The organism is Pseudanabaena sp. SR411 (assembly GCF_002251945.1).
Classification (GTDB): Bacteria; Cyanobacteriota; Cyanobacteriia; order Pseudanabaenales; family Pseudanabaenaceae; genus Pseudanabaena.
This window is the reverse complement of the sequence record NZ_NDHW01000202.1, coordinates 40,592-60,177: the sequence shown is the minus strand read 5'-3', so window position 1 is coordinate 60,177 and position 19,586 is coordinate 40,592. Positions and strand designations below refer to the sequence as shown.

Below are 19,586 nucleotides of genomic sequence, written 5' to 3'. Positions count from 1 at the left end.
TYWATTTAGCTGATACTGTATCTGTCATGGTTTAACTTGTTTTCCTTTAGTCTATGTCAAAAGTCTATGTCAAAAAAAGTAGGAAAGAGCTTTTGGTGGCTATGGCTGATTGCAAATATTATCGGCAATGCGATGTTACCGATCCTCGTTTGGCAAGATCCTTACGATCTGCGATCGCGTATTTTTATCAATGAAATACTGCATGGGGTAGGGATTTCTATCGCTCAGTCTGTAGTGTTGCGCGATCGCTTTACCAAAGAGGGATGGTGGTTGCCGCTAACTCTGTGTGGCTGGAGCGTTGGCTTAATGATTGTCTTTTTTGTGCCTGCCCTATCATTGCGATCGCAGATACAAAGCTTGCCATCACTCTCAACTTTGATGATTGATTTTGCGATCATTGGAGTGGTTGTGAGTATTAGCCAATGGCAGTTACTCAAATCATTTCGGGCGGCGGGATTGTGGTTGTTTGCGAGTCCGATCGCTTTGTCTCTGAGTACTTTAGGGCTATATTTCGGCTATACGTTGAGGTCAACTATATTGGCTAGTGCCTTGCAAGGATTAATCTATGGCGCTATTACAGGATTAGCTGCTGTTAAAGTTTTGCGATCGCCAAAGATTTTACCCAAAAACAAAAAATGATGAGTGGCGCTTCGCGCTGCCCATCATACAAATCATCCAAAAACACAAAATGGCTACGCCATTTTGTGTTTTTGGATGATTTGTTGGGTTTGTTTTTTAATTCACAAAAGTGTCGTCACGCTTTTGTGAATTGGTATCACTCTTCATTGGCAGATTCTACAAATCGCAAATCTCGTTTTAAAAATGTTTTCTCGCCTGTTTCCGTGTCCACCGTTGCTCGAATTAAACTAGTCCTGATCACCAGCAGCTTTGCCATGTAGTAAGGGCTATCTGGTTCCAAAATCAATACGCGATCGCCAACTTGTAATGGTCGAATCGTGGGTATTGGCATATTTCTCTTGTTGTCTAAATCTGAGTCAAGACTGCCTTGAGATGAAGTCTCAACCAACTCAGATGACGAAACTCGATCTTTAATTAAATGTTCTACATATTGCTTGAGTTTTTGCTCTAGGTTAGCTTCTAAGGCGGAAAAGCGTTCAAGTTCTTCCTGTTGAACAAAAGTTGGTCTTAACCTGTTACCCAAAATATAATGTAAACCCTGAATTATTAACTCTGCCTCCGTTTTACCAGTAATTTTAGTTTTTTCGACCAAGCTTGCATAGAGTTCACTAGATAGCTGAACAGTTATGGCGTGACTAGGAGAATTAATGTCAGGGCTTTCCATGGTAGTTATTCTTGATAAGATGATGATTGGCTGTGAACCAAATACTATGCTCCAGTCTAAACCCCAAATCAAAAGGTAATACAGGAAACTCTATGTCTGTCGAAGTCGGTCAAAAAGCTCCAGATTTTACTTTACCTAGCGATCGCGGTGATATTACCCTCAGCCGCTACGAAGGTAAGACCAATGTTGTACTAGCCTTTTATCCAGGAGATTTTTCTCCTCTTTGCACCAGTGAGATGCAATGTTTCGCAGATGATTGGACAAAATTTCGGGAAGCTGGAGCAGAAATCCTTGGCATTAGCACCGATCCAATCGAGAAACATATTGAGTTTTCTAAAAAGTTAGGTTTACAGTTCCCCTTGCTAAGCGATCGCAACCAAGAGGTTTGCAAAAAGTACGGGGTTTCCAGTTTATTTGGTAGTAAACGCGCCTATTGCATCATCGATATTCATGGCATCATCCGTTATAAGCATATTGAATTTCTGCCTGTTTTTAAGCGTGAAGATTCGGAACTCTTGGTCGTATTGAGAAGTCTCAAATCTTAGAATTTAAAATGAGTGGCTTAAATGAAGAACTGATTTTTGATGGCGCGGCTTCGCTGTGCCATCAAAAATCAGTTCTTCATTTTACGGCAAATCCCTAAGCACTCATCTTAATCTTAAAGACTCAGTTTGGGATGTCACCTATGAAACCTATAATTTGCGCTCTATTCCTAGGCCCGATCACCACTCTAGCTGTATTCTCAACCCAATTTACCGATATGGCAAGCGCTCAATCCGTCACCGCCAAAAGCTGCGTTGCTGATGTTATTGGTCAAGATATTGGCTCACAAGTAAATATCCGATCAGGTGCAGGGACTATTTTTAATGTGATCGGCACGGTATCGGTGGGTAACCTTGTGATTGTGGCTAATGATGATCAAGACAAGAGTAGAGTCATAGCTCCGCTTAGTCGCAAAGATAGCGAAGGGAAGACTTGGTATTTAACGACCAGATTTCGAGCAAGTCCTTATAAGGGTTGGATGAGAGAAGATTTCTTAAAGTTAAAATGTCCTTATCCATAAAAAAGAAGAGAGAACTTAAAATGTTCTCTCTTCTTTTTTGTAGCTATAGTCACCCGTATCAGTACAAAATAAACCCCAAATAGTGTAAGGCGGCGCTTCGCGCCGCCTTACACTATTTTACTAACAAGAATGGCGACAACTATATCAATTCCGCTGGTTTAAAATGAATTCAGCGATCGCTAAATCTTGCGGTGTAGTCACTTTGAGATTAGTTTCTTCACCCGTAACGATCTGTACTGCTAAGCCAACTTTTTCTAATAAAGCCGCATCATCGGTGACTTCCCATCCTAGTTCCAAGGCGGTGAGATGAGCATTTTTGATTACATCTAGTTGGAAACCTTGAGGAGTTTGCGCCGCCCAAAGATGATCACGGTTGGGGGTATCGACAATGGTTAAGCCATCGACGACTTTAATCGTATCTTTGACTGGCACAGCCGCAATAAAACCTTGCATCTTTTGCAAAGCCACATCGCAACGATCAAATAGTTCAGGTGTCACCAAGCATCTCGCACCATCATGGATTAAGACGCGATCACAATCTATCGGCAAAGCTTTTAAACCATTGAATACCGAAGCTTGACGAGTTGCTCCACCTTGAATCAGTCGAATTGGCTTAAGTTGACTGATCTCATTAAAAATCTTTTGAAACTCTGGATAGTCATGGGGTTGTCCCATTACGCCAATCCAAGCGATCGCCTCAGAAGCGATCGCTGCTTCTAGAGTCCATTGCAAAATTGGCTTGCCGAGTAAAGGTAATAGCAACTTGTTGCAATCGGCTCCCATGCGTTTGCCGCTACCCGCCGCAGGAATTAGTAGATGACAGGTCATAGATTAATCGGCAAGATGCCACCAACCAAATGCGGGACCAATAAACCGAATCGTCACCCAGATTAAGGCGGTTGCACCAATGCCATACCAAGCCGCTTGGGTAGAAACTTCGACAAATTTATTAGCCTTGTCTTTGGTTAAGAAAGGTATCCAAGATGCGATCGGCTCAGTCTTACCATAATCATCACCTAAGACCTGCTTACGGCGTTTTGATTCGCCCATAAAATATATGCTCCTAAACTAACAATTGCTCTAAAGGATCAATAATTGCTGTGATAAAGAATCATCTTTTTTGTTGCTTGGCTTTGCCAAGCAACAAAAAAGATGATTCTTTATTTTAACTGAGCGTCCCTAAATAATATCAGTAGCCAACAAAACTCAACCTAAGAACAACTTATAGACTGGATTTTGGCTTTCACCCCAGTAGCGATAACCGAGAGTATCGAGAAATGCTTGCCACTCTTCCATTTCTGATGGTGGTACTTGCACGCCCACAACAATCCTTCCATAATCTGCACCATTGTTTCGATAATGAAATAGGCTAATATTCCAGTTAGGACTCATGGAGCCGACGAACTTCATCAAAGCTCCTGGACGCTCAGGAAACTCAAAGCGATAGAGTAGCTCATTATTTGCAAGAGGAGATCGCCCGCCGACCATATGGCGTAGATGCAGTTTCGTGAGTTCATCATCCGTAATCTCGATCGCGGTAAATCCATTCTCAGCAAAAGTGGTTGCTAGATTTGCGGCATCAGCGCGATTAACAATCTGCACACCAATAAAAATATGAGCAATTTCTTGATCAGCAATCCGATAGCTAAATTCAGTTAAGTTCCGCTTACCCAACAGTTCGCAAAATTTCCGCAAACTCCCTGACTGTTCAGGAATAGTTACCGCAAAAATAGCTTCGCGGTTTTCACCTAATTCGGCACGTTCGGCAACAAACCGCAAGCGATCAAAGTTCATATTCGCACCACAGGCGATCGCTACTAGGGTTTGTCCTGCGATGCCCTCACGTTCAACATAAGCCTTTGCCCCTGCGATCGCCAAGGCTCCAGCAGGCTCTAAAATTGAACGTGTATCTTCAAAAACGTCCTTAATCGCTGCACAGGTATTATCAGTATCAACCAGCAAAATTTCATCGACATATTGCTGACAAAGCCGAAATGTCTCTTTACCAACTTCTCGCACCGCCACTCCATCAGCAAACAAACCAACTTGATCGAGGCGCACTCGATGCCCAGCCTGTAGCGATCGCGACATCGCATCAGAGTCAACAGGTTCCACACCAATAATTTTAATCTCAGGACGTAGCCGCTTCACATAGGCGGCCACACCTGAAATCAATCCACCACCACCGATCGCCACAAAAATCGCATGGATTGGCTTCTGATATTGGCGCAAAATCTCCATACCAATCGTTCCCTGTCCCGCAATTACATCAGGATCATCAAAGGGATGAATAAAAGTTAAATTCTTTTCCGCTTCCAGTTGACGGGCATAGGCATAGGCATCGTCATAGGTATCGCCATGCAAGACCACTTCACCACCGCGCATTTTTACCGCGTTTACTTTCACCTGTGGTGTAGTCACAGGCATGACAATAATCGCTTTTGTACCTAACTCGCGAGCGCTAAGAGCCACACCCTGAGCATGATTGCCTGCTGACGCAGCGATTACACCTTTCATGAGCAAATCATGGGGCAATTGCGCCATTTTGTTATAAGCACCACGTAACTTAAAGGAGAAAACCGATTGCATATCTTCTCTTTTAAGTAATAGTCGATTATTTAATCTTGCCGATAGATTGGGAGCCAATTCTAAGGAAGATTCTTGCGCGACATCATACACGCGAGCTTTGAGAATTCGTTCTAAATAGTCAGACTGCACAACGATATCAACTCAATTATTGATTTTTATAGGTTGCTGTGCCGTGAGTACTCCAACCTATAAAAATTTGTTTAGCAATCTACAATTTTACTCTCTTTTTCGCATTTTAAAGCACGAACTTACACCAAAACAGAAAATGGCTACGCCATTTTCTGTTTTAAAACCCTTACTGGGTTTGGTTATTAACTCACAAAAGTGTGGTCACTCTTTCGTGAATTAGTACTAGAATCTCTGCTAAATAGAGAACCAAATTTTTGTAGCGCGGCTCTGCCGCGCTACAAAAATTTGGTTTCTTACTATGCGTCCCTAAGCACGCACTTCAGCAAAAATCTTATTGAGAATTTCTTGAGCGCCCTTAGATTTTAAGTCGTCAGCAAGTTCTGCACCGATCGCTTCAGGATTAGTCAGATCGCCTGTTACTTCACCCCTAACGAGAGTCTTCCCATCAAGGCTCGAGACAATTCCTTTTAAAGTGAGTTTATCAGCAGTAATGGAAGTATTCACTCCAATGGGAACTTGACAACCACCTTCAAGTTCACGCAAGAAAGCACGCTCAGCGAGGCAGCGTTGTGTGGTGGGATAGTGGATAATTGGTGTAAACAAAGCCAAGATATCGGGGTCTTCAGCACGGCACTCAATTCCTAACGCACCCTGTCCAACCGCGTGAAGTGAAATTTCTCCATCAATTACCTCATGTACGCGATCGCCCATTCCCAAACGACGCAAACCTGCGGCTGCAAGAATTAGCGCATCGTACTCACCAGAATCAAGCTTTTGCAAGCGTGTATTCAGGTTACCGCGTACATCCTTAAAGGTGAGGTGAGGATAGTAATGACGTAACTGAGCTAAGCGGCGCAGTGAAGATGTACCAACTACAGTACCTGATGGCAGAGTTGCGAGGGTTTTATCCTTCAACTTTTCATGAACAACTAAGGCATCGGCAGGATCTTCACGTTCAGTTACTGCACCAAGGATTAGCCCCTCTGGTAAATGAGTTGGTAAATCTTTAAGACTATGTACTGCTAGGTCTGACTCTTTAGTCAGCATTGAGACTTCTAATTCTTTGGTAAATAAGCCCTTATCACCAATTTTGGCTAACGCTACGTCAAGGATTTTATCGCCCTGTGTACTCATGGTGACGACATCAAACTGGCGATCGGGATGTGCTTTGCTTAGTTCCGCTTGTACCCAATGCGTTTGTACCAGTGCTAGCTGACTTTTGCGAGAACTAATGCGAACTGTTGAGGATGCAACCATAGGACAGAGGGTGGATAGTAAAAAGATTAATTAAGGTGGAATTTGTAAGGTGAGATTTTTAAGACAAAAAGAAATTATAAAAATCGAAATAAAAGCACCATTTTCTATTCAAACAGGTTTTGCTGCTATTTCTATGCGATCACCTAAATATAAAATGTAAAGAATTCTTACAGCTTAAAATCTACAAGCATTCAGCCCTGCAAAGCGCCGCCATACTTTCTTAGTTTTTAGCTTTTAAATTGCCACAGGTAAATTGTCAACACTATTCTGCAATTTGCAAATGGCTTTCAAAATAGTGTTGACAATACTTGCAGCAATTTTTCTGAGGAATCAGGTTCCATCAGATGAAGTGATGGCAAGGGTTGATAAGTTGGAGATGAAGCATTTTGAGGATTTTGCTGAATATAGGAAAACTCGTAATACACTCCATTGGTAGTTAATCCCCAAACGGATTTTTGTTGTTCTAAACTTTTATAGGCGTAAGTAAGTAATTGCGGTAAACCTTCCGATGCACTGATACTGGTATTTTTTGCTTCGATCGCTAAAATCCAAAAAGCAATATCGTTAACCGCAGGACGATTCTTATTAATACAAATCAGGGCTAATCTGCCTGTGATACTAATATCTTCATCTTCAATATTAATCATTAATCCGATCTATTTCCTGTTCCATTCGCATTTTGATCGGAGCGCGATAGAAACCTGCTAGCCTAAATAATGGCATCATTGTCAGCGCCATCACCATGCCCTCTAGCACCTTCCCATCGTTAAGATAGTTTTTAAAGTCATTACGAATTTGGGTAAGTTCAGAAATCTCAAATTCTGATAATGGATCTAATTGAAGCAAAGATTTGAACGCGCCATAGGATATCTCCTGAAATTTGAGGTATTGATAAACTTGATCTACTTGATCTAAATGTCAAGGTGCTAGCGTTAAGGACAGGCATAATTTTATTTCGGCAGTCTTTTGTAAATTATATGAGATTATTCTATAACTAAAAAAATCACCGCCGAGAGGCGGTGATTTTTTTAGTTAATTGCGGACAGCTTCGATTAGACGAGAGAAATAAAATGAGGTGGCAGTAAATTCCTTACGCTTAATCGTGAAGCCTAGCTTCTGAAGAACACGGCGCACATCAGACTCTTTGTGCAGATAAGCGCGAGTTGCTTTGCTAGGACCTGGAACCATATCGCCCACTTTTTTCATCAGCAAATAGTAAGGATTTTGAGGAGCAAAACTGAGAATCAATCGGGATTTAGCAAGGGATGCGAGATGTTCGATCATCAATTCAGAATCGCGATCGGGATAGTGGATCAATACATCTAGACAAATTACAGTGTCATATTCCCCAGATAAGGCGGCTAAATCCTTGACTTCAAAGATAGGATTTTCAGGATCGGCGGCGCGTTCTTTGGCTTCACCCACCATCTTTTCGGAAATATCGCTGGCATATACTTTTGCACCCATTGCCGCGAGGGGAATGCTCAAACTACCAGTACCACAACCTGCATCACAGACCGTTTGACCTATGGCATTCTTGTCATTTTTAAACCAGTTCAAAACATAATCAACAGTTTGTTGATGTCCAGTACGGATATCGCGTTGCACTCGATTGACATCACCACCTTCGCCATAAATCCGTCGCCAGCGATCAAAACCAGTGGAATTAAAATAATCGCGAACTATTTCTTTATCTTTGGGAGATGCTTTAGCTGAGGGATTGTTGAGTGCTTTATTAGCCATGATTGTGAAGAAAGCTTACAAAAAAGCTGTTTAAATTAGTAGTTTTGTTACAGATGATGATTTTACCCCAGAAAGTATAGGCGACACGATGCACTACCTCTACTTTCTGGGTTTTATACTAAACTAAAGCAGCCGCCACAAAAATTTCCTATGCAACTTAATCGCATCATTGCTCTCGTCTTAGTCGCAATTTGTTTCATATCGGCAACTTTTGGCATCCAGCGTCGCCAAATGGATGAAGAGTTAAGTTTAAAGAAAGTACTCGATCGAGATCGCCTTGAACTAGTTTCGCTAGATGGAGTGATTACAGGAGCAAGGGCTTCAGCATCAGGGGCAATGGCAGTACGCGATCGCCTTCGTGAATTAATTGAAGACGAATCTGTCAAAGGCGTATTGCTATCGATTAACAGCCCTGGGGGAACCGTAGGCGCAAGCAAAGAACTCTACCAAGCCGTTAAGGACTTAAGTGAAGCAAAACCCGTTGTTGTAAGTATGCTCGATCAAGCGACCAGTGGCGGCTACTATGCCGCAAGTTCAGCAACTAAGATTTATGCGAATGCTGGTACATTAACAGGCAGTATCGGCGTGATTTTAAGCGGTTTCAATGCTAAGGAATTATTAGATCGGGTAGGTATTCAACCACAAACGATCAAAACTGGCCCCTACAAAGACATGTTCTCACCATTTCGTGAACTAGGTGATCCTGAGCGCCAACTCCTGCAAGATCTCCTACAAAGTACTTATCAGGAATTTATCACTGATGTTTCTAAAGGTCGAAAATTGGACTTAGATGTAGTCCGAAAGCTAGCGGATGGGCGGCTTTATACAGGACAACAGGCTAAAGATAATAAGCTGGTTGATGCTCTAGGAACATTAGATGTGGCGATCGCTGATTTGCGGAGTTTATCTAGAAAAAAATTCAATTTGCCTGAAGAAAGAGAATTACCTATTCGTAAATCTCCAGCTTCCTTTGAAAGACTATTAGATCAATTACTCAGTCAAGCTAATGTCAGCATTGCTTTGCCATTTTTTGATATTGCTGGTACTAACAGGATTTCTGGGGTGATCGCTGATCAGCTAACGTCAAAACTAACTAGTCGCAATATGCAAACAAGTAGTTACGATCCACCTATTTTATTAATGCCAAGCTGGTTTCATTAAAAAAAGGTTCTTTGCGCCTTTTTCTATGACTATGGTTTAGCTAATTTTTGCTTGACTTTGGATATGATCCCGCTAGCGATCGCACCAGCCATAACGATACCTAGCACGGGTTGAATCAATGGCTCCCATAGTTGTCTCCATAGCTCTAAGCCAAGATTTATTTTCAGGGTTTCGCCGCCGAGGGCAACCAACAACCACGCAAAAAAGAAAAATACTAAGAACAAATTGAACATCAAAAATTTGTTCGTCCAGCGACCAATGGTTTCCATAGTTCATTAAAAATAATAAATTTTTTGCTTGAAAGCGCTTTGAGAAAATCTTTCATAGCAATTCTCATTATGAAACCAATTTTGGTATTTCCAGCGCCTTCGGCGCTGGAAATACCAAAATCGTTTTTTTGAAAGCCCGCCGACGGCGGGCTTTCAAAAAAACGATTTTAATAATGAGAATTGCTGAATCTTTCAAGCGTTTTCAAAACAATCGGGGTAACGTTGCCGCTACCCCGATCGCTTATATCGTTTTTGTTTTATAAATGAGACAGTACAAACGTACAGGACGTACTTAAAAGTTTTTTATAAGTTTTTGTGATTAAGTCAAGACTTAAAATTGAAACCTATTTGAAACCAACTGCTGCTTGCCACACAAAAGCGAGTAGCAAGAAAAATACAGGAATAACGGGAAGAACGTTTACCAGTGGATCGAAAATTCTATACGCTTCAGGTAACGTTGCAATCAATAGACTAAGTGGCATTAAAAATAGACCTCCTTCAAGAGCTAAGATGAATTTTACCACGTCAAAGAAGCCATTCTTTTGTCTGAAAATTTTTTATCCAAAGGTTTATAAAATAGGTTTATTTATGGCGATCGCAAAGACTAAAAACATAAAAAAACTCCTACAGGCTTTCAATGTTGCCGTTTTATCTCTCCTACTCTGTATTTGTACCTTTGCCTTTAGCGCTGATGCTTGGGCAACTGTGCAGATAAAGCTGACTAATGTTACTTACGAAGCATGTACAGGTGATGCAGGTAAAAATATGGTGCTGGGCGGCGGCATCATGTCGGCAAAGTGTTACATGATCAAGGGAAATGCCGACAACCCATCGGGCAAAGTTGTGTACAATGCCGACATTTTTGGCCGAATCTATGATGCGAATGGTAATGATGCTATGCCTGAGAGAGCGCGATTAGGTGCAGTTGATGAGATTCCTACTGGCAAAAGTGACTTTCAAATTATGGTAGCAATTCCCGCCGAACAGCCTGAGCCTCTTGAGCTTAAGCAATTTAAAGCTTCAGGATTTGCTGGCAAAGTCAGACGTTAATCGCACTCAAGTTAAAATATATATAAACCCAATCATATAGAGGCGGCGCTTTGCGCCGCCTCTATATGATTGGGTAAAATCTAATTATAAAGTCCTCTGAATTGATATTGATCCAAAAATATGGCTGTTAAAGTTTTAATTCCCACTCCACTGCAACAATTGACCAATAATCAAGCCACTGTCGAGTGTACTGGTGATTCTGTTCAAGCAATTATTGATTCTCTCGAAACTAGTTGCCCAGGGATCAAAGCCCGCATTTGTGATGAGAAAGGTAATCTTCGTCGCTTTGTTAATTTTTATGTCAACAGCGAAGATATTCGCTTTCTTGATGGGGCTAATACAGCCCTCAGTGATGGTGATGAAGTAAGTATCATTCCTGCGATCGCGGGGGGCTAATCACCATAAAAGGGGATGCAAAGCATCCCCTTTTATTTCATGGGTTAATCAAGGCGATCGCTATTTCCATCACCCAAATTACTGATTGTTTTTTAGGATCTGGATCAACTTTGCCCTTGTCCCCCCAATTCTGGAGCCATTTTCCTAAGCCGCCCATGGAGTCACCCATCCATTGACCTACTTGGGCAAAAATTTGCTGGGGACCAACACCAGTTAATACTTGAATTGCAAAAATCACTGCAACTATCAAAAATGCAGTTTTGAAGCTAGCTTTAATGACGCTCAGCAACCACCACAACAGTAATAAAGAGACTATTAATGCGCCGATCACTAGGGGCAAATTCATAGATTTTCTAATCCCATCTCAAGTTCAAAAAGTTTATATCAAATCACAAAAGTGTGACTACACTTTTGTGATTTGAAAACCAAACCCAGTAAGTTTTTTTAAGCAAAGCAAAAAATGGCTGCTCCATTTTTTGCTTTGCTATTATTAGATTTTGGCACGATCGCGCCATTGTCAATTGGTCATCATGTCTCACGACTTACAACTTTATCAAGCTAGGCTAGATATTTCGCAAACTGAATGCGATCGCCTCTGGCAGATCCTTTCAGAGGATGAGCGATCGCGTGCTGACCGCTTCAAACGTGAATATCTCAAGCGCAATTTTGTCGCGGCAAGAGGGAATTTACGAGAAATTCTAGCGTTAAGTCTAGGCTGTGAACCAAGAACAATTCAGTTTGGTTATAGCGATCGCGGCAAACCTTACATTCAAAATTTCAACGGGCTTCATTTTAATCTATCGCATTCCCAAGATTTAGCAATCTATGCAGTGTGTAGTGATTATGAGATAGGTATAGATTTGGAATTTATTAATTTCCACTGTGATGTTGATAGTATTGCTGAGCGTTATTTCTTACCTTCAGAGCAGAAAGTTATTAGCAACTTATGCGATCGGGACAAATACTTAGCTTTTTATCGAGCATGGACTCTCAAAGAAGCCTATGGTAAAGCAACAGGGGAAGGTATTGCTAATATTCTTGATCAAGTGGATGTGTCTCCATTACTAGAGAATCCTATGGGTGAGACTTTGCGAATTCAAGACTGGAATCTAAAACTAATTGCCTCAGAATTCCATATAGATTTAAATTATTCTGCGGCTTTGTGTTTTGCTTAAAAAGAGTAATGGCGGCGCTTTGCGCCACCATTACTCTTTTGGATTGCTCGAACCTAATTCTCAATAGAAACTTCGACTTTGTCAATATCAGAGACAATTTCAGGAACTGGTAGAACTAAGCGATCGCTACACATTGATCGCAACTTATCGACAAACATTGAAGACTCAGCAAGTAAAGTCATATTTTCATAAGCGGAGCGATAAACTTCAGAATACTCAGATTCTGAAGTTGGAGGATAAACTTTTGCGGGGGCTGTCATTCCCGAAGGTGTGGTAAGCCGACTAGGATATTTTTGAGGTTTAGGATCGGCACTTTGAGGAGCAACTTTAGCAGTCTTTGCAATTCCCATCATTGAGCGTCGAGGAAATGGAAGTGGTGAATTCGATTTTTCGGTAGCTGTAAATGGAGGGATTTCAGCGATCGCCGTTTCTCGATTGGAAGTATGTGGAGGCGTATAAAAAATCCGATCTTCATAAATTACAGCCACATCACCACAGACCAAACGCTCGAATTCTCGGTTGTAGCGACAATTTGGTTCACCTTTGCGTTCCCATAGATGCAAGATTTGATCCACTGAAACCGCTTTATATCTTCCTTGAAACAGTGATTCGATGACAGCTTGGCGCACCCATTCAGATTTAAAATTTCCCCATGCACGAGTCAAGTCTCTAATGGTATAACCACCAAGATCAAAACTGTAATGCTGCAATAGGGCGATCGCAATTTCCATGAGGGCGACTTTGGAAAAAATTATGTATCATCATTCTACATTAAAACCCTAAACTTGAGTTGCTAGACTTGCGATTACAGCAATTCTAATTATAAAAATCGGTTTTTTGAAAGCCCGCCGTTGGCGGGCTTTCAAAAAACCGATTTTGGTGCTTCCAGCGCCTTCGGCGCTGGAAGCACCAAAATCGGTTTCATAATGAGAATTGTTGTTGCGATTACCTCAAGTTTAGGGCTTTATATAGCGCTCCTAAATGAGTTGTAAGATTTGGAGAGTTGTGAGAGTGCGCCCCTTCGGGACGCACTCTCACAACCCATCTAGGATTGCTATATTTGATGTGAAAACCAGATTGCAGCTTCAGTATTAGTTTTGGTAGTTAGCTGTTCCAAAGTTTTTTCTAATAATGAGACCGCTAAATTTGGTAAGACTTGAGAAAATTCACATTGTTTATAAACTCCACTTTCATCTAATTGGAACGCAAATAGTCGATAAGCGCGGACATCAATCACCCAATATTCAGAAATACCTAGTTCAGCATACACTCGCTTCTTTTCGTCCAAATCGATCGCTAAAGTCGTATCCGCAATCTCCCCTACGAGATCAGGCGATCGCCACTGCTCTAAATTAATGAAACGTGATTGTCCAGCTTTCCAAGTTGGAATGTTTTCCCCAACATATAAAACTATATCTGGTGCTGCTGCTCGAAATCCTTGTTTCTCAATCTGGCATCCGCGAAACGAAGCAATACGGCAATGAGGATTTTGCATTGCCCAAATTGCAAATATCATTTCAAACAATGCACTAAACTGTGAGTGATGAATTCCTTCTGCGCCCATTTTTATCCACAAGTGTTCCTTATAAAAAAATAATTTATAGCGATCGCCGTTATCGTCATCGCGCAGCATTACATAATCATCCCAAGTTGCTTGCTGCCATTTTTGTTGAGGTTTTATTGCCGCAATCATTGTCTAGCCCTCGTGGTGTATAGAAATCAAACCAAAACACAAAATGGCATAGCCATTTTGTGTTTTGGTATTACTTAATAGAGAAAAGGAGCGCTTAGCGCTCCTTTTCTTTTGGTAAGAAAAAACAGGCTAGTCAAAGATATGACTAGCCTGTTAATTTGCATAATTAACTCGCAAGATTGGACACCTTACTGCAAAACGAGTTTTACATTGGCATTGCTCAGTCCAGGACGCTTAACTTCAGTTAGAGCCTTGTTTACAGCATACTTCTGGTTGATCGAATTGATCAGCTCAGTCTGATTGTGCTTTTTGGCGACACCCCAAAGATCAGCAATTAGATCAAATGAGCCGTCAGCATTACGCGACCAACCCAAATCATAATCACCTTCAAGAGTTGCCACAATGTCGGCACGGATGCGTTGGCTGTTATAGCCGCGAACATCAGCTTCAGTCTTAACACTGATACCCAGATCGCGCAAAGACGACTTGAGGACTTCGGCATCAGTAATTTTTGTGCGAAGTGTGCTGAAATGAGACATAATAGTTTTGCTCCTGTAAATAAATGTGAACTTGACTGTTAACTCGAACGGGAGACATAAGAGTGTTGGTGGTTCTTACTCCTATGTTAGCTGCTAGATCGATTGTCTTTTGATAAGACATTCTTTAGAATCTAGCCTTAAACCTGCTGACTACGAAACAGCAGGATAAGCTTTTCAAAACTCCATACGCTGATATTCAGCGACTGAAGTAGCAGCGGGTCTAGCCCGCATTCTTGCCCAGTCACGCAAAGCAGCAACCTGCTCAGTCATCGTGCGTGATAAGGGAGTCGTGGATTTCACAGCCGAAATTATATCTAGCTGCGTAAACTCCCGATCTTGGGCAAAAGCCTCATACATGGCAGCAATTACTGCCTGTTCGATTTCCGCCCCCGAAAAACCATCGCTTACTTTCGATAGTTGCTCAAAATCGAACCTGTCTAATTTTTCAACATCTGGACGACGCTTACACAGATGAATTTTGAAAATATCTCTGCGTTCTTCACCGTTAGGTAAATCAACGAAGAAAAGCTCGTCAAAACGTCCCTTGCGGAGAAATTCCCCTGGTAACTTTTCGATACGATTGGCGGTTGCCATCACGAATACAGGTGATTTTTTCTCCTGCATCCATGTTAAGAATGTACCGAAGATCCGTGATGACGTACCACCATCGGAATCCGCTGAACCTGCTCCCCCAGCAAATGCTTTGTCAAGCTCGTCAATGAATAGGATCATTGGTGAAATTGATTCAGCAACTTTGAGAGCATTGCGTAAATTTGCCTCTGACTTGCCAACCGTTGAGCCATCATAAACACGTCCCATATCAAGGCGTATTAATGGTAATGACCATAACCTAGCAGTTGTCTTGGCGATTAAGGACTTTCCACAACCAGGAACACCAAGAATCAGCATCCCTTTGGGTTGAGGTAATCCATAATTTCTAGCTCTCTGACTAAAGGCATTTGAGCGCTGTTGCAACCAATGCTTTAGTTCTTCGAGTCCCCCGACAGCATCTAAATCTTCTTCATCTTCGATATATTCGAGGATGCCATTGCGGCGAATTAGTTGTTGCTTTTCTGAAAGTACAATATCGACTTCTTCTTCAGTTAGCTTGCCATTAGTGACCTGAGCTTTGCGATAAACTTTTTCTGCTTCATCTTGAGTTAAACCCAAGGTAGCTCTAACTAGCTTTTCGCGAGTTTCAGATGATACTTTTTTAGTGCGAACTTGTCCAAGTTGTTGATCGAGTACTTCTTCGATCGCCTTCATATCTGGTAGAGGAAAATCAAGTACGACGATTTCCTTTTCTAACTCAACAGGGATCACTTGAATCGGCGACATCAAAATAATTGTTTTCTGAGTGCCTTTGAAGTTAGCGATCGCATCACGCAAACAACGAACAGTTACAGGATGATCTAAGAAAGGATGCATATCCTTAAAAATATAGATAGCAGGATCTTTCTGATCAGCACGAGTAATCCATTTCAAAGCTGCTTCCGCAGATTCGGTATTGTGTTGCGCTGCCCCTGTGGTTTGTCCATACTCAACGATGCCGTGGGTCACAGTCCATGTGAACATGCGACGTACTGGCTTCAGTTCAGAGATGTTTGAAATCGCCCTTTCTGCTCTTTCTTCCTCTGGTGTATTGAGGTAGATCAAGGGATATTGGGCTTGAATTAAAATGCTAAGTTGCTCTTGCATATAGTAATACCGAGGTTTATGCCTCTGTCCTCACCTTGTCTACAGAAAAAATTCTAGGAAGTGCAGATGATTGATTTAGCTAATTGAAACTAGCTCCTCATCTGGACTGTCAGCTTTGCCAACAGTAACAGGTAAAGCTTGGATGCGATTGCCCCCGATTGCCAGCAGTTCACCATCACGGATTACAACAGTTTGAGAACAGCTCGGACAGTTGTAGGTTTGATGGGTATGCCCGATACCTGAAGATTCGACAATATCAGCATGGGCGAGGTAAAAGCTAATCGCTTTTTCGGCTAAGTCTGACATCGAATCACCATCAATAGCAGAACGAATCTTAAGCTGCTGATGTAGTCGTTCGGGGAGATAAAAAGTTACCTTTTGCTTGTCTTGCATAGTGGTTAAGAACAGTGAATACCCGGGTATGCAATCAAGTTACAGGTAGAATCTTGTGCTGTCAAGGTGTTATGCTGTTATGACAGCAATATCTTAATGTTTCTTTACACAAATGGATCGGTTTGGGAAAGGTTTAGTGTCACTCAAAAATTATTAAGTAGATGAGCATAATTAATTACAAACCCAAACCCGTAAAGTTGCGACCTGTAGGGTTCGCAACTTTACGGGTTTGGGTAATTTATTTTGTGCAAGTACTTACTCGCTAATTTTGGATTTTTGATTGTTTAGCAAAGTCGAAAAGCGCTATAAACTTGTTTTTAGGAACAAAATCAGCATCAGTCTGGTCATAATATCTAAATAAAAATGAATCCCAAATAATGCATCTAAACTAATGCATCCCACATGGAGTCAGGTATGAACGTTTCTAAGATTGGGTATTCCAATATCCTTAAGCTAGGTTGGGGAACCTTTGCAACTATTGCGGCTTTAGCGATCGCAGCTCCTAGTTTTGCTCAAAGCGCTATTTCGTTGGGGCGAAATTTTCGACCTGATCCAGCAACTTTGGCTGGAAATGGGGGTGGTAATATCAGTATTGCGAGCATTGCAGGAATTGCTGATAATTGTCGTGGGTTTGCTACCGCTCAGCCCAATCACACAATTACTTTGACTGAAACCTTTCCTGTGATGGATCTTTTGGTTTATACCGATAATATCAATGATGATCCAACTATGTTAGTTAAAGGCCCAAACGGCATTGTTATCTGTGCTGACGATGAGTCGGGTGGACGCAATCCACAAGCTAATCGCCGTATGCCTAAAGGGACTTACCAAGTTTGGGTTGCTTCTAAAAATATTAATCAATCTTTCCGCTATACGCTGTCTTTGAGTGAAATACGTCAAAAATGAAATTCTTGAAACTGCCAATTGCTTTACTGGGATTTGCTCTAGTACCAATGTTTTTGGCGGTATCGCCAACCTTGAGCCAAGAGGTACTGAAGCCAATCGCACCCAAATTTACCCCTGATCCTCAAGTCTATGCTGGTAGTGCGGGTGGAGATATTCCTTTGGCATCTATTGCTACTAGTAAAGCTAATGGACAATGCCAAGGATTGACAAAGCAAACACCAAACCATACTTTGACGGTACAGAAAAACTTTGGTTTTTTAGCATTAAGAGTATCTGGAAATCGCAATTTATCACTATTAGTTAAAGGTCCTGATGGTATTTATTGTCGTAGTGGTGATAGTCCTGAACTATCAGGCGCTTGGATTGCGGGGAAGTATGAAATTTGGGTTAGTACGTCCGATGGCGATCGCGCATCTTATCGTCTAACGATTAGTGAGACTAGCCAGTAATTACAACACTAGATAAATCATTGAAAGCACCGCTTCGCGGTGCTTTCAATATAATAATTAAGGAGCGCTTGACGCTCCTTAATTATTATTTGGAAATATTCCAGTAAGGAAGTTGTTGGTTCGGTTCGATTTTGACTCCCTGTAAACCTCTTTGAGCAAAGGCGTATTCTTTATTTTGCCAGAGCGGAATAAAGGGTACATCCTCAGCCAAGATTTCTTGGATTTTTTGAAGTATTTGCGATCGCTTAACCTCATCGCGCTCTTTACGCTGTTTGGCAATTAATTCATTCATCTCTGGATTGTTATAAAAGGAGCCTTGGAATTGACTACTACCTTTTGTACAGCGATCGCCTTCTGCTTCTTCACATTCTAAAAATGGCTTGATGTAGTTGTCGGGGTCGAGAATATCGGGAACCCAATCAAGTAAATAGGCCGGATATACACCTTTATCCAAAAAAGCATAACCAACGGTATTTTCGACACGCTCAGTTTTGATCTGCAAAATTTTACCGACGTTTTTTTGAATTGACGCACGCATCGTACTGGCGATTAAGTCACCATTGCCACCATATTTTGGAGAATACCAAATGGTAACTTGAGCAGGTTTATCGTCAGAATATCCTGCTGATTCCAGCAATTGCCGCGCTAGTTTACCGTTACCATCCCCATATTTCTGTTCAAATACAGGCTTAGATTCTTTAAAAGCACTAGGAATTAAGCTATACAGTGGCGCACGTTGATTGAAAAATATACGTGATTCTAGAAGCGGTCGATCAATCGCCGCAGATAAAGCTTGACGCACACGCACGTCATTTAGTGGAGCTTGGTGAGTGTTTAGAACCATATACAAAATGGTTGCACCTTGACCTGAGGCGATCGTCCAGCCATTTTGTTTCGCATTAGTTTCTACATTCTTGATCTGAGTGGGTGTCAGGGTCTGAAATGCAATATCCACTGCACCCGTTTTAAAGGCATTGAGCAAGTTGGAATTAGAAGAGAAAAACTGAATATCAAGCCCTTTATTGGCAGGCTTTTTACCCCAATAATCGGGAAATGTATCTAAGCGCAAGTAACTACCTTCAACAAACTGGGTAACTTGATAGGGACCAGTTCCGACTAATTTATCGGGTAAGAATAATAGCTTGCCTGTCTTTTCATCTTTAATGTGTTTGTAAACCTGTGGTGAAATCGCTGCTGCGCCTGTAAAAGCTAAGAACTTGGGGAAAAATTGTAAAGGTTGCTTGAGCTTAAAAATTAGTTCAGTTTCGCTCGGTGCAGAAATAGCTTCGATAACATCACCCAAGATATATGCTGGCGCACCTTTGGAATTTATGAAGCGTTCCAAGGCAAATTTCATCGTATAGGCGTTAAAGTTGGTGCGATCGTGAAATTTGATGCCTGTTCTTACAGGTACGGTATAAGTTAAGCCATCATCGCTAACCTTGGGCATATCCGCCGCTAATTGTGGAATTACCTCGTTGGAGCCTTCTTTGTAGGTGTAAAGGCGTTCGAGCGTATTGTAGAAAATATTACTTATAAAAAATTCGTTGGCATCGGCAGGATCAAGAGTGCGAATTTTGCTGGTTGTGCCTAAAACGATACGCTCATTAGTGCGATCGCTAATTCCCAGCCTATTAACGTTATTAGTAACTTTGCCATTGGTGCAGGCAAATAATGTGGTTAGTGTGATTATGGCGATCGCAAACCAAGCCAAAAAGCGACGCAGCAAATATCTCATTGATCTATTTATTGATTTATTAGCCGAAAACATAA

26 protein-coding genes are annotated in these 19,586 nt (G+C 41.6%); 9 read left to right on the top strand and 17 right to left on the bottom strand.

Translation table 11 applies throughout. The features are described 5' to 3' along the window. Positions 1-66 precede the first annotated feature (66 nt). Complete coding sequence (locus B9G53_RS22250) at positions 67-639, top strand: hypothetical protein (RefSeq protein ID WP_094535639.1); 573 nt, start codon at positions 67-69, stop codon at positions 637-639. 136 nt (positions 640-775) lie between these two features. On the opposite strand, the gene B9G53_RS22245 is transcribed toward B9G53_RS22250, so the two are convergent. Further along, positions 776-1,303: a hypothetical protein gene (locus tag B9G53_RS22245; protein WP_094535638.1), complete on the bottom strand. Its 528-nt coding sequence runs from the start codon at positions 1,301-1,303 to the stop codon at positions 776-778. Positions 1,304-1,395: 92 nt separating this feature from the next. On the opposite strand from B9G53_RS22245, the gene B9G53_RS22240 reads away from it, so the two are divergent. Both B9G53_RS22240 and B9G53_RS22235 read left to right on the top strand, forming a co-directional pair. Further along, entirely contained in the window at positions 1,396-1,848 is a 453-nt protein-coding gene (locus tag B9G53_RS22240; RefSeq protein ID WP_094535637.1) for a peroxiredoxin, read from the top strand. Between the two features lie 140 nt (positions 1,849-1,988). Further along, on the top strand, positions 1,989-2,366 hold the full coding sequence (locus tag B9G53_RS22235) for an SH3 domain-containing protein (protein ID WP_094535636.1): 378 nt from the start codon (positions 1,989-1,991) through the stop codon (positions 2,364-2,366). 144 nt (positions 2,367-2,510) lie between these two features. Here B9G53_RS22235 and ispD read toward each other — a convergent pair whose 3' ends face one another. From ispD to bchM, 7 genes are all read right to left on the bottom strand, one after another. Further along, the gene (ispD, locus tag B9G53_RS22230; protein WP_094535635.1) at positions 2,511-3,194 is read right to left on the bottom strand and encodes a 2-C-methyl-D-erythritol 4-phosphate cytidylyltransferase; all 684 of its coding nucleotides are present in this window, start codon (positions 3,192-3,194) and stop codon (positions 2,511-2,513) included. Between the two features lie 3 nt (positions 3,195-3,197). Beyond that, positions 3,198-3,416: a DUF2839 domain-containing protein gene (locus B9G53_RS22225; RefSeq protein WP_094535634.1), complete on the bottom strand. Its 219-nt coding sequence runs from the start codon at positions 3,414-3,416 to the stop codon at positions 3,198-3,200. A 156-nt stretch (positions 3,417-3,572) separates the two neighbouring features. Further along, a complete protein-coding gene (ilvA, locus tag B9G53_RS22220; RefSeq protein WP_094535633.1) occupies positions 3,573-5,084 on the bottom strand; it encodes a threonine ammonia-lyase, biosynthetic in 1,512 nt (503 codons plus the stop codon). 306 nt (positions 5,085-5,390) lie between these two features. Then, entirely contained in the window at positions 5,391-6,341 is a 951-nt protein-coding gene (gene hemC / locus B9G53_RS22215; protein ID WP_094535632.1) for a hydroxymethylbilane synthase, read from the bottom strand. A gap of 287 nt (positions 6,342-6,628) precedes the next feature. Next, positions 6,629-6,988 carry a hypothetical protein gene (locus B9G53_RS28175; protein ID WP_217901652.1) on the bottom strand — a complete coding sequence of 120 codons (360 nt, stop codon included), beginning with the start codon at positions 6,986-6,988 and terminating at the stop codon, positions 6,629-6,631. Further along, positions 6,981-7,187, bottom strand: coding sequence for a hypothetical protein (locus B9G53_RS28170; RefSeq protein WP_217901651.1), 207 nt, complete (start codon positions 7,185-7,187; stop codon positions 6,981-6,983). The genes B9G53_RS28175 and B9G53_RS28170 overlap by 8 nt, the downstream gene beginning before the upstream one ends. Before the next feature lie 186 nt (positions 7,188-7,373). Next, a complete protein-coding gene (gene bchM, locus B9G53_RS22205) occupies positions 7,374-8,084 on the bottom strand; it encodes a magnesium protoporphyrin IX methyltransferase (RefSeq protein WP_094535631.1) in 711 nt (236 codons plus the stop codon). A 150-nt stretch (positions 8,085-8,234) separates the two neighbouring features. Here bchM and sppA point away from each other — a divergent pair, with 150 nt between their 5' ends. Continuing rightward, a complete protein-coding gene (gene sppA / locus B9G53_RS22200) occupies positions 8,235-9,245 on the top strand; it encodes a signal peptide peptidase SppA (RefSeq protein WP_094535630.1) in 1,011 nt (336 codons plus the stop codon). 29 nt (positions 9,246-9,274) lie between these two features. Here sppA and B9G53_RS22195 read toward each other — a convergent pair whose 3' ends face one another. Both B9G53_RS22195 and B9G53_RS22190 read right to left on the bottom strand, forming a co-directional pair. Next, on the bottom strand, positions 9,275-9,514 hold the full coding sequence (locus tag B9G53_RS22195; protein WP_094535629.1) for a hypothetical protein: 240 nt from the start codon (positions 9,512-9,514) through the stop codon (positions 9,275-9,277). A 344-nt stretch (positions 9,515-9,858) separates the two neighbouring features. Then, positions 9,859-9,996, bottom strand: a complete 138-nt coding sequence (locus B9G53_RS22190) for a photosystem II reaction center protein K (RefSeq protein ID WP_009627037.1) — start codon at positions 9,994-9,996, stop codon at positions 9,859-9,861. A 106-nt stretch (positions 9,997-10,102) separates the two neighbouring features. Between B9G53_RS22190 and B9G53_RS22185 the strand changes: the two genes are divergently transcribed. Next, positions 10,103-10,564, top strand: a complete 462-nt coding sequence (locus B9G53_RS22185; RefSeq protein ID WP_094535649.1) for a hypothetical protein — start codon at positions 10,103-10,105, stop codon at positions 10,562-10,564. 120 nt (positions 10,565-10,684) lie between these two features. Then, positions 10,685-10,960 (top strand): MoaD/ThiS family protein, encoded by a 276-nt coding sequence (locus tag B9G53_RS22180; RefSeq protein WP_094535628.1) that lies wholly within the window; start codon positions 10,685-10,687, stop codon positions 10,958-10,960. Positions 10,961-10,997: 37 nt separating this feature from the next. Here B9G53_RS22180 and B9G53_RS22175 read toward each other — a convergent pair whose 3' ends face one another. Beyond that, entirely contained in the window at positions 10,998-11,306 is a 309-nt protein-coding gene (locus B9G53_RS22175; RefSeq protein WP_094535627.1) for a hypothetical protein, read from the bottom strand. Between the two features lie 184 nt (positions 11,307-11,490). Between B9G53_RS22175 and B9G53_RS22170 the strand changes: the two genes are divergently transcribed. Beyond that, positions 11,491-12,135 (top strand): 4'-phosphopantetheinyl transferase superfamily protein, encoded by a 645-nt coding sequence (locus B9G53_RS22170; protein ID WP_094535626.1) that lies wholly within the window; start codon positions 11,491-11,493, stop codon positions 12,133-12,135. A 53-nt stretch (positions 12,136-12,188) separates the two neighbouring features. Here the strand turns inward: B9G53_RS22170 and B9G53_RS22165 are convergent, their stop codons facing one another. The 5 genes from B9G53_RS22165 to B9G53_RS22145 all read right to left on the bottom strand — a co-directional run bounded on the left by B9G53_RS22165 (position 12,189) and on the right by B9G53_RS22145 (position 16,458). Next, positions 12,189-12,866 (bottom strand): hypothetical protein, encoded by a 678-nt coding sequence (locus tag B9G53_RS22165; protein ID WP_094535625.1) that lies wholly within the window; start codon positions 12,864-12,866, stop codon positions 12,189-12,191. Positions 12,867-13,189: 323 nt separating this feature from the next. After that, the gene (locus tag B9G53_RS22160) at positions 13,190-13,828 is read right to left on the bottom strand and encodes a Uma2 family endonuclease (RefSeq protein WP_094535624.1); all 639 of its coding nucleotides are present in this window, start codon (positions 13,826-13,828) and stop codon (positions 13,190-13,192) included. 188 nt (positions 13,829-14,016) lie between these two features. Further along, entirely contained in the window at positions 14,017-14,367 is a 351-nt protein-coding gene (locus tag B9G53_RS22155; protein ID WP_094535623.1) for a DUF1257 domain-containing protein, read from the bottom strand. A 174-nt stretch (positions 14,368-14,541) separates the two neighbouring features. Further along, positions 14,542-16,065 (bottom strand): AAA family ATPase, encoded by a 1,524-nt coding sequence (locus B9G53_RS22150; RefSeq protein WP_094535622.1) that lies wholly within the window; start codon positions 16,063-16,065, stop codon positions 14,542-14,544. A 75-nt stretch (positions 16,066-16,140) separates the two neighbouring features. Then, the gene (locus tag B9G53_RS22145; protein ID WP_094535621.1) at positions 16,141-16,458 is read right to left on the bottom strand and encodes a hypothetical protein; all 318 of its coding nucleotides are present in this window, start codon (positions 16,456-16,458) and stop codon (positions 16,141-16,143) included. 414 nt (positions 16,459-16,872) lie between these two features. Here B9G53_RS22145 and B9G53_RS22140 point away from each other — a divergent pair, with 414 nt between their 5' ends. After that, positions 16,873-17,364: a hypothetical protein gene (locus B9G53_RS22140; RefSeq protein WP_094535620.1), complete on the top strand. Its 492-nt coding sequence runs from the start codon at positions 16,873-16,875 to the stop codon at positions 17,362-17,364. Then, positions 17,361-17,813: a hypothetical protein gene (locus B9G53_RS22135; RefSeq protein WP_094535619.1), complete on the top strand. Its 453-nt coding sequence runs from the start codon at positions 17,361-17,363 to the stop codon at positions 17,811-17,813. Before B9G53_RS22140 ends, B9G53_RS22135 begins: the two co-directional genes overlap by 4 nt. Before the next feature lie 85 nt (positions 17,814-17,898). Here B9G53_RS22135 and B9G53_RS22130 read toward each other — a convergent pair whose 3' ends face one another. Further along, positions 17,899-19,551 carry an ABC transporter substrate-binding protein gene (locus tag B9G53_RS22130; RefSeq protein ID WP_094535648.1) on the bottom strand — a complete coding sequence of 551 codons (1,653 nt, stop codon included), beginning with the start codon at positions 19,549-19,551 and terminating at the stop codon, positions 17,899-17,901. Positions 19,552-19,586: the final 35 nt, after the last annotated feature.

What these genes read in the sequence shown, in the direction of transcription:
- hemC (WP_094535632.1), bottom strand. Translation starts at nt 6,341, where the DNA reads ATGGTTGCATCCTCAACAGTTCGCATTAGTTCTCGCAAAAGTCAGCTA.
- B9G53_RS22185 (WP_094535649.1), top strand. Translation starts at nt 10,103, where the DNA reads ATGGCGATCGCAAAGACTAAAAACATAAAAAAACTCCTACAGGCTTTC.
- B9G53_RS22145 (WP_094535621.1), bottom strand. Translation starts at nt 16,458, where the DNA reads ATGCAAGACAAGCAAAAGGTAACTTTTTATCTCCCCGAACGACTACAT.
- B9G53_RS22175 (WP_094535627.1), bottom strand. Translation starts at nt 11,306, where the DNA reads ATGAATTTGCCCCTAGTGATCGGCGCATTAATAGTCTCTTTATTACTG.
- B9G53_RS22140 (WP_094535620.1), top strand. Translation starts at nt 16,873, where the DNA reads ATGAACGTTTCTAAGATTGGGTATTCCAATATCCTTAAGCTAGGTTGG.
- B9G53_RS22135 (WP_094535619.1), top strand. Translation starts at nt 17,361, where the DNA reads ATGAAATTCTTGAAACTGCCAATTGCTTTACTGGGATTTGCTCTAGTA.
- B9G53_RS22245 (WP_094535638.1), bottom strand. Translation starts at nt 1,303, where the DNA reads ATGGAAAGCCCTGACATTAATTCTCCTAGTCACGCCATAACTGTTCAG.
- B9G53_RS22195 (WP_094535629.1), bottom strand. Translation starts at nt 9,514, where the DNA reads ATGGAAACCATTGGTCGCTGGACGAACAAATTTTTGATGTTCAATTTG.
- B9G53_RS28175 (WP_217901652.1), bottom strand. Translation starts at nt 6,988, where the DNA reads ATGATTAATATTGAAGATGAAGATATTAGTATCACAGGCAGATTAGCC.
- ispD (WP_094535635.1), bottom strand. Translation starts at nt 3,194, where the DNA reads ATGACCTGTCATCTACTAATTCCTGCGGCGGGTAGCGGCAAACGCATG.
- B9G53_RS22130 (WP_094535648.1), bottom strand. Translation starts at nt 19,551, where the DNA reads ATGAGATATTTGCTGCGTCGCTTTTTGGCTTGGTTTGCGATCGCCATA.
- B9G53_RS22225 (WP_094535634.1), bottom strand. Translation starts at nt 3,416, where the DNA reads ATGGGCGAATCAAAACGCCGTAAGCAGGTCTTAGGTGATGATTATGGT.
- B9G53_RS22160 (WP_094535624.1), bottom strand. Translation starts at nt 13,828, where the DNA reads ATGATTGCGGCAATAAAACCTCAACAAAAATGGCAGCAAGCAACTTGG.
- sppA (WP_094535630.1), top strand. Translation starts at nt 8,235, where the DNA reads ATGCAACTTAATCGCATCATTGCTCTCGTCTTAGTCGCAATTTGTTTC.
- B9G53_RS22170 (WP_094535626.1), top strand. Translation starts at nt 11,491, where the DNA reads ATGTCTCACGACTTACAACTTTATCAAGCTAGGCTAGATATTTCGCAA.
- B9G53_RS22180 (WP_094535628.1), top strand. Translation starts at nt 10,685, where the DNA reads ATGGCTGTTAAAGTTTTAATTCCCACTCCACTGCAACAATTGACCAAT.
- B9G53_RS22250 (WP_094535639.1), top strand. Translation starts at nt 67, where the DNA reads ATGTCAAAAAAAGTAGGAAAGAGCTTTTGGTGGCTATGGCTGATTGCA.
- bchM (WP_094535631.1), bottom strand. Translation starts at nt 8,084, where the DNA reads ATGGCTAATAAAGCACTCAACAATCCCTCAGCTAAAGCATCTCCCAAA.
- B9G53_RS22155 (WP_094535623.1), bottom strand. Translation starts at nt 14,367, where the DNA reads ATGTCTCATTTCAGCACACTTCGCACAAAAATTACTGATGCCGAAGTC.
- B9G53_RS22240 (WP_094535637.1), top strand. Translation starts at nt 1,396, where the DNA reads ATGTCTGTCGAAGTCGGTCAAAAAGCTCCAGATTTTACTTTACCTAGC.
- B9G53_RS22165 (WP_094535625.1), bottom strand. Translation starts at nt 12,866, where the DNA reads ATGGAAATTGCGATCGCCCTATTGCAGCATTACAGTTTTGATCTTGGT.
- B9G53_RS22150 (WP_094535622.1), bottom strand. Translation starts at nt 16,065, where the DNA reads ATGCAAGAGCAACTTAGCATTTTAATTCAAGCCCAATATCCCTTGATC.
- B9G53_RS22190 (WP_009627037.1), bottom strand. Translation starts at nt 9,996, where the DNA reads ATGCCACTTAGTCTATTGATTGCAACGTTACCTGAAGCGTATAGAATT.
- B9G53_RS22235 (WP_094535636.1), top strand. Translation starts at nt 1,989, where the DNA reads ATGAAACCTATAATTTGCGCTCTATTCCTAGGCCCGATCACCACTCTA.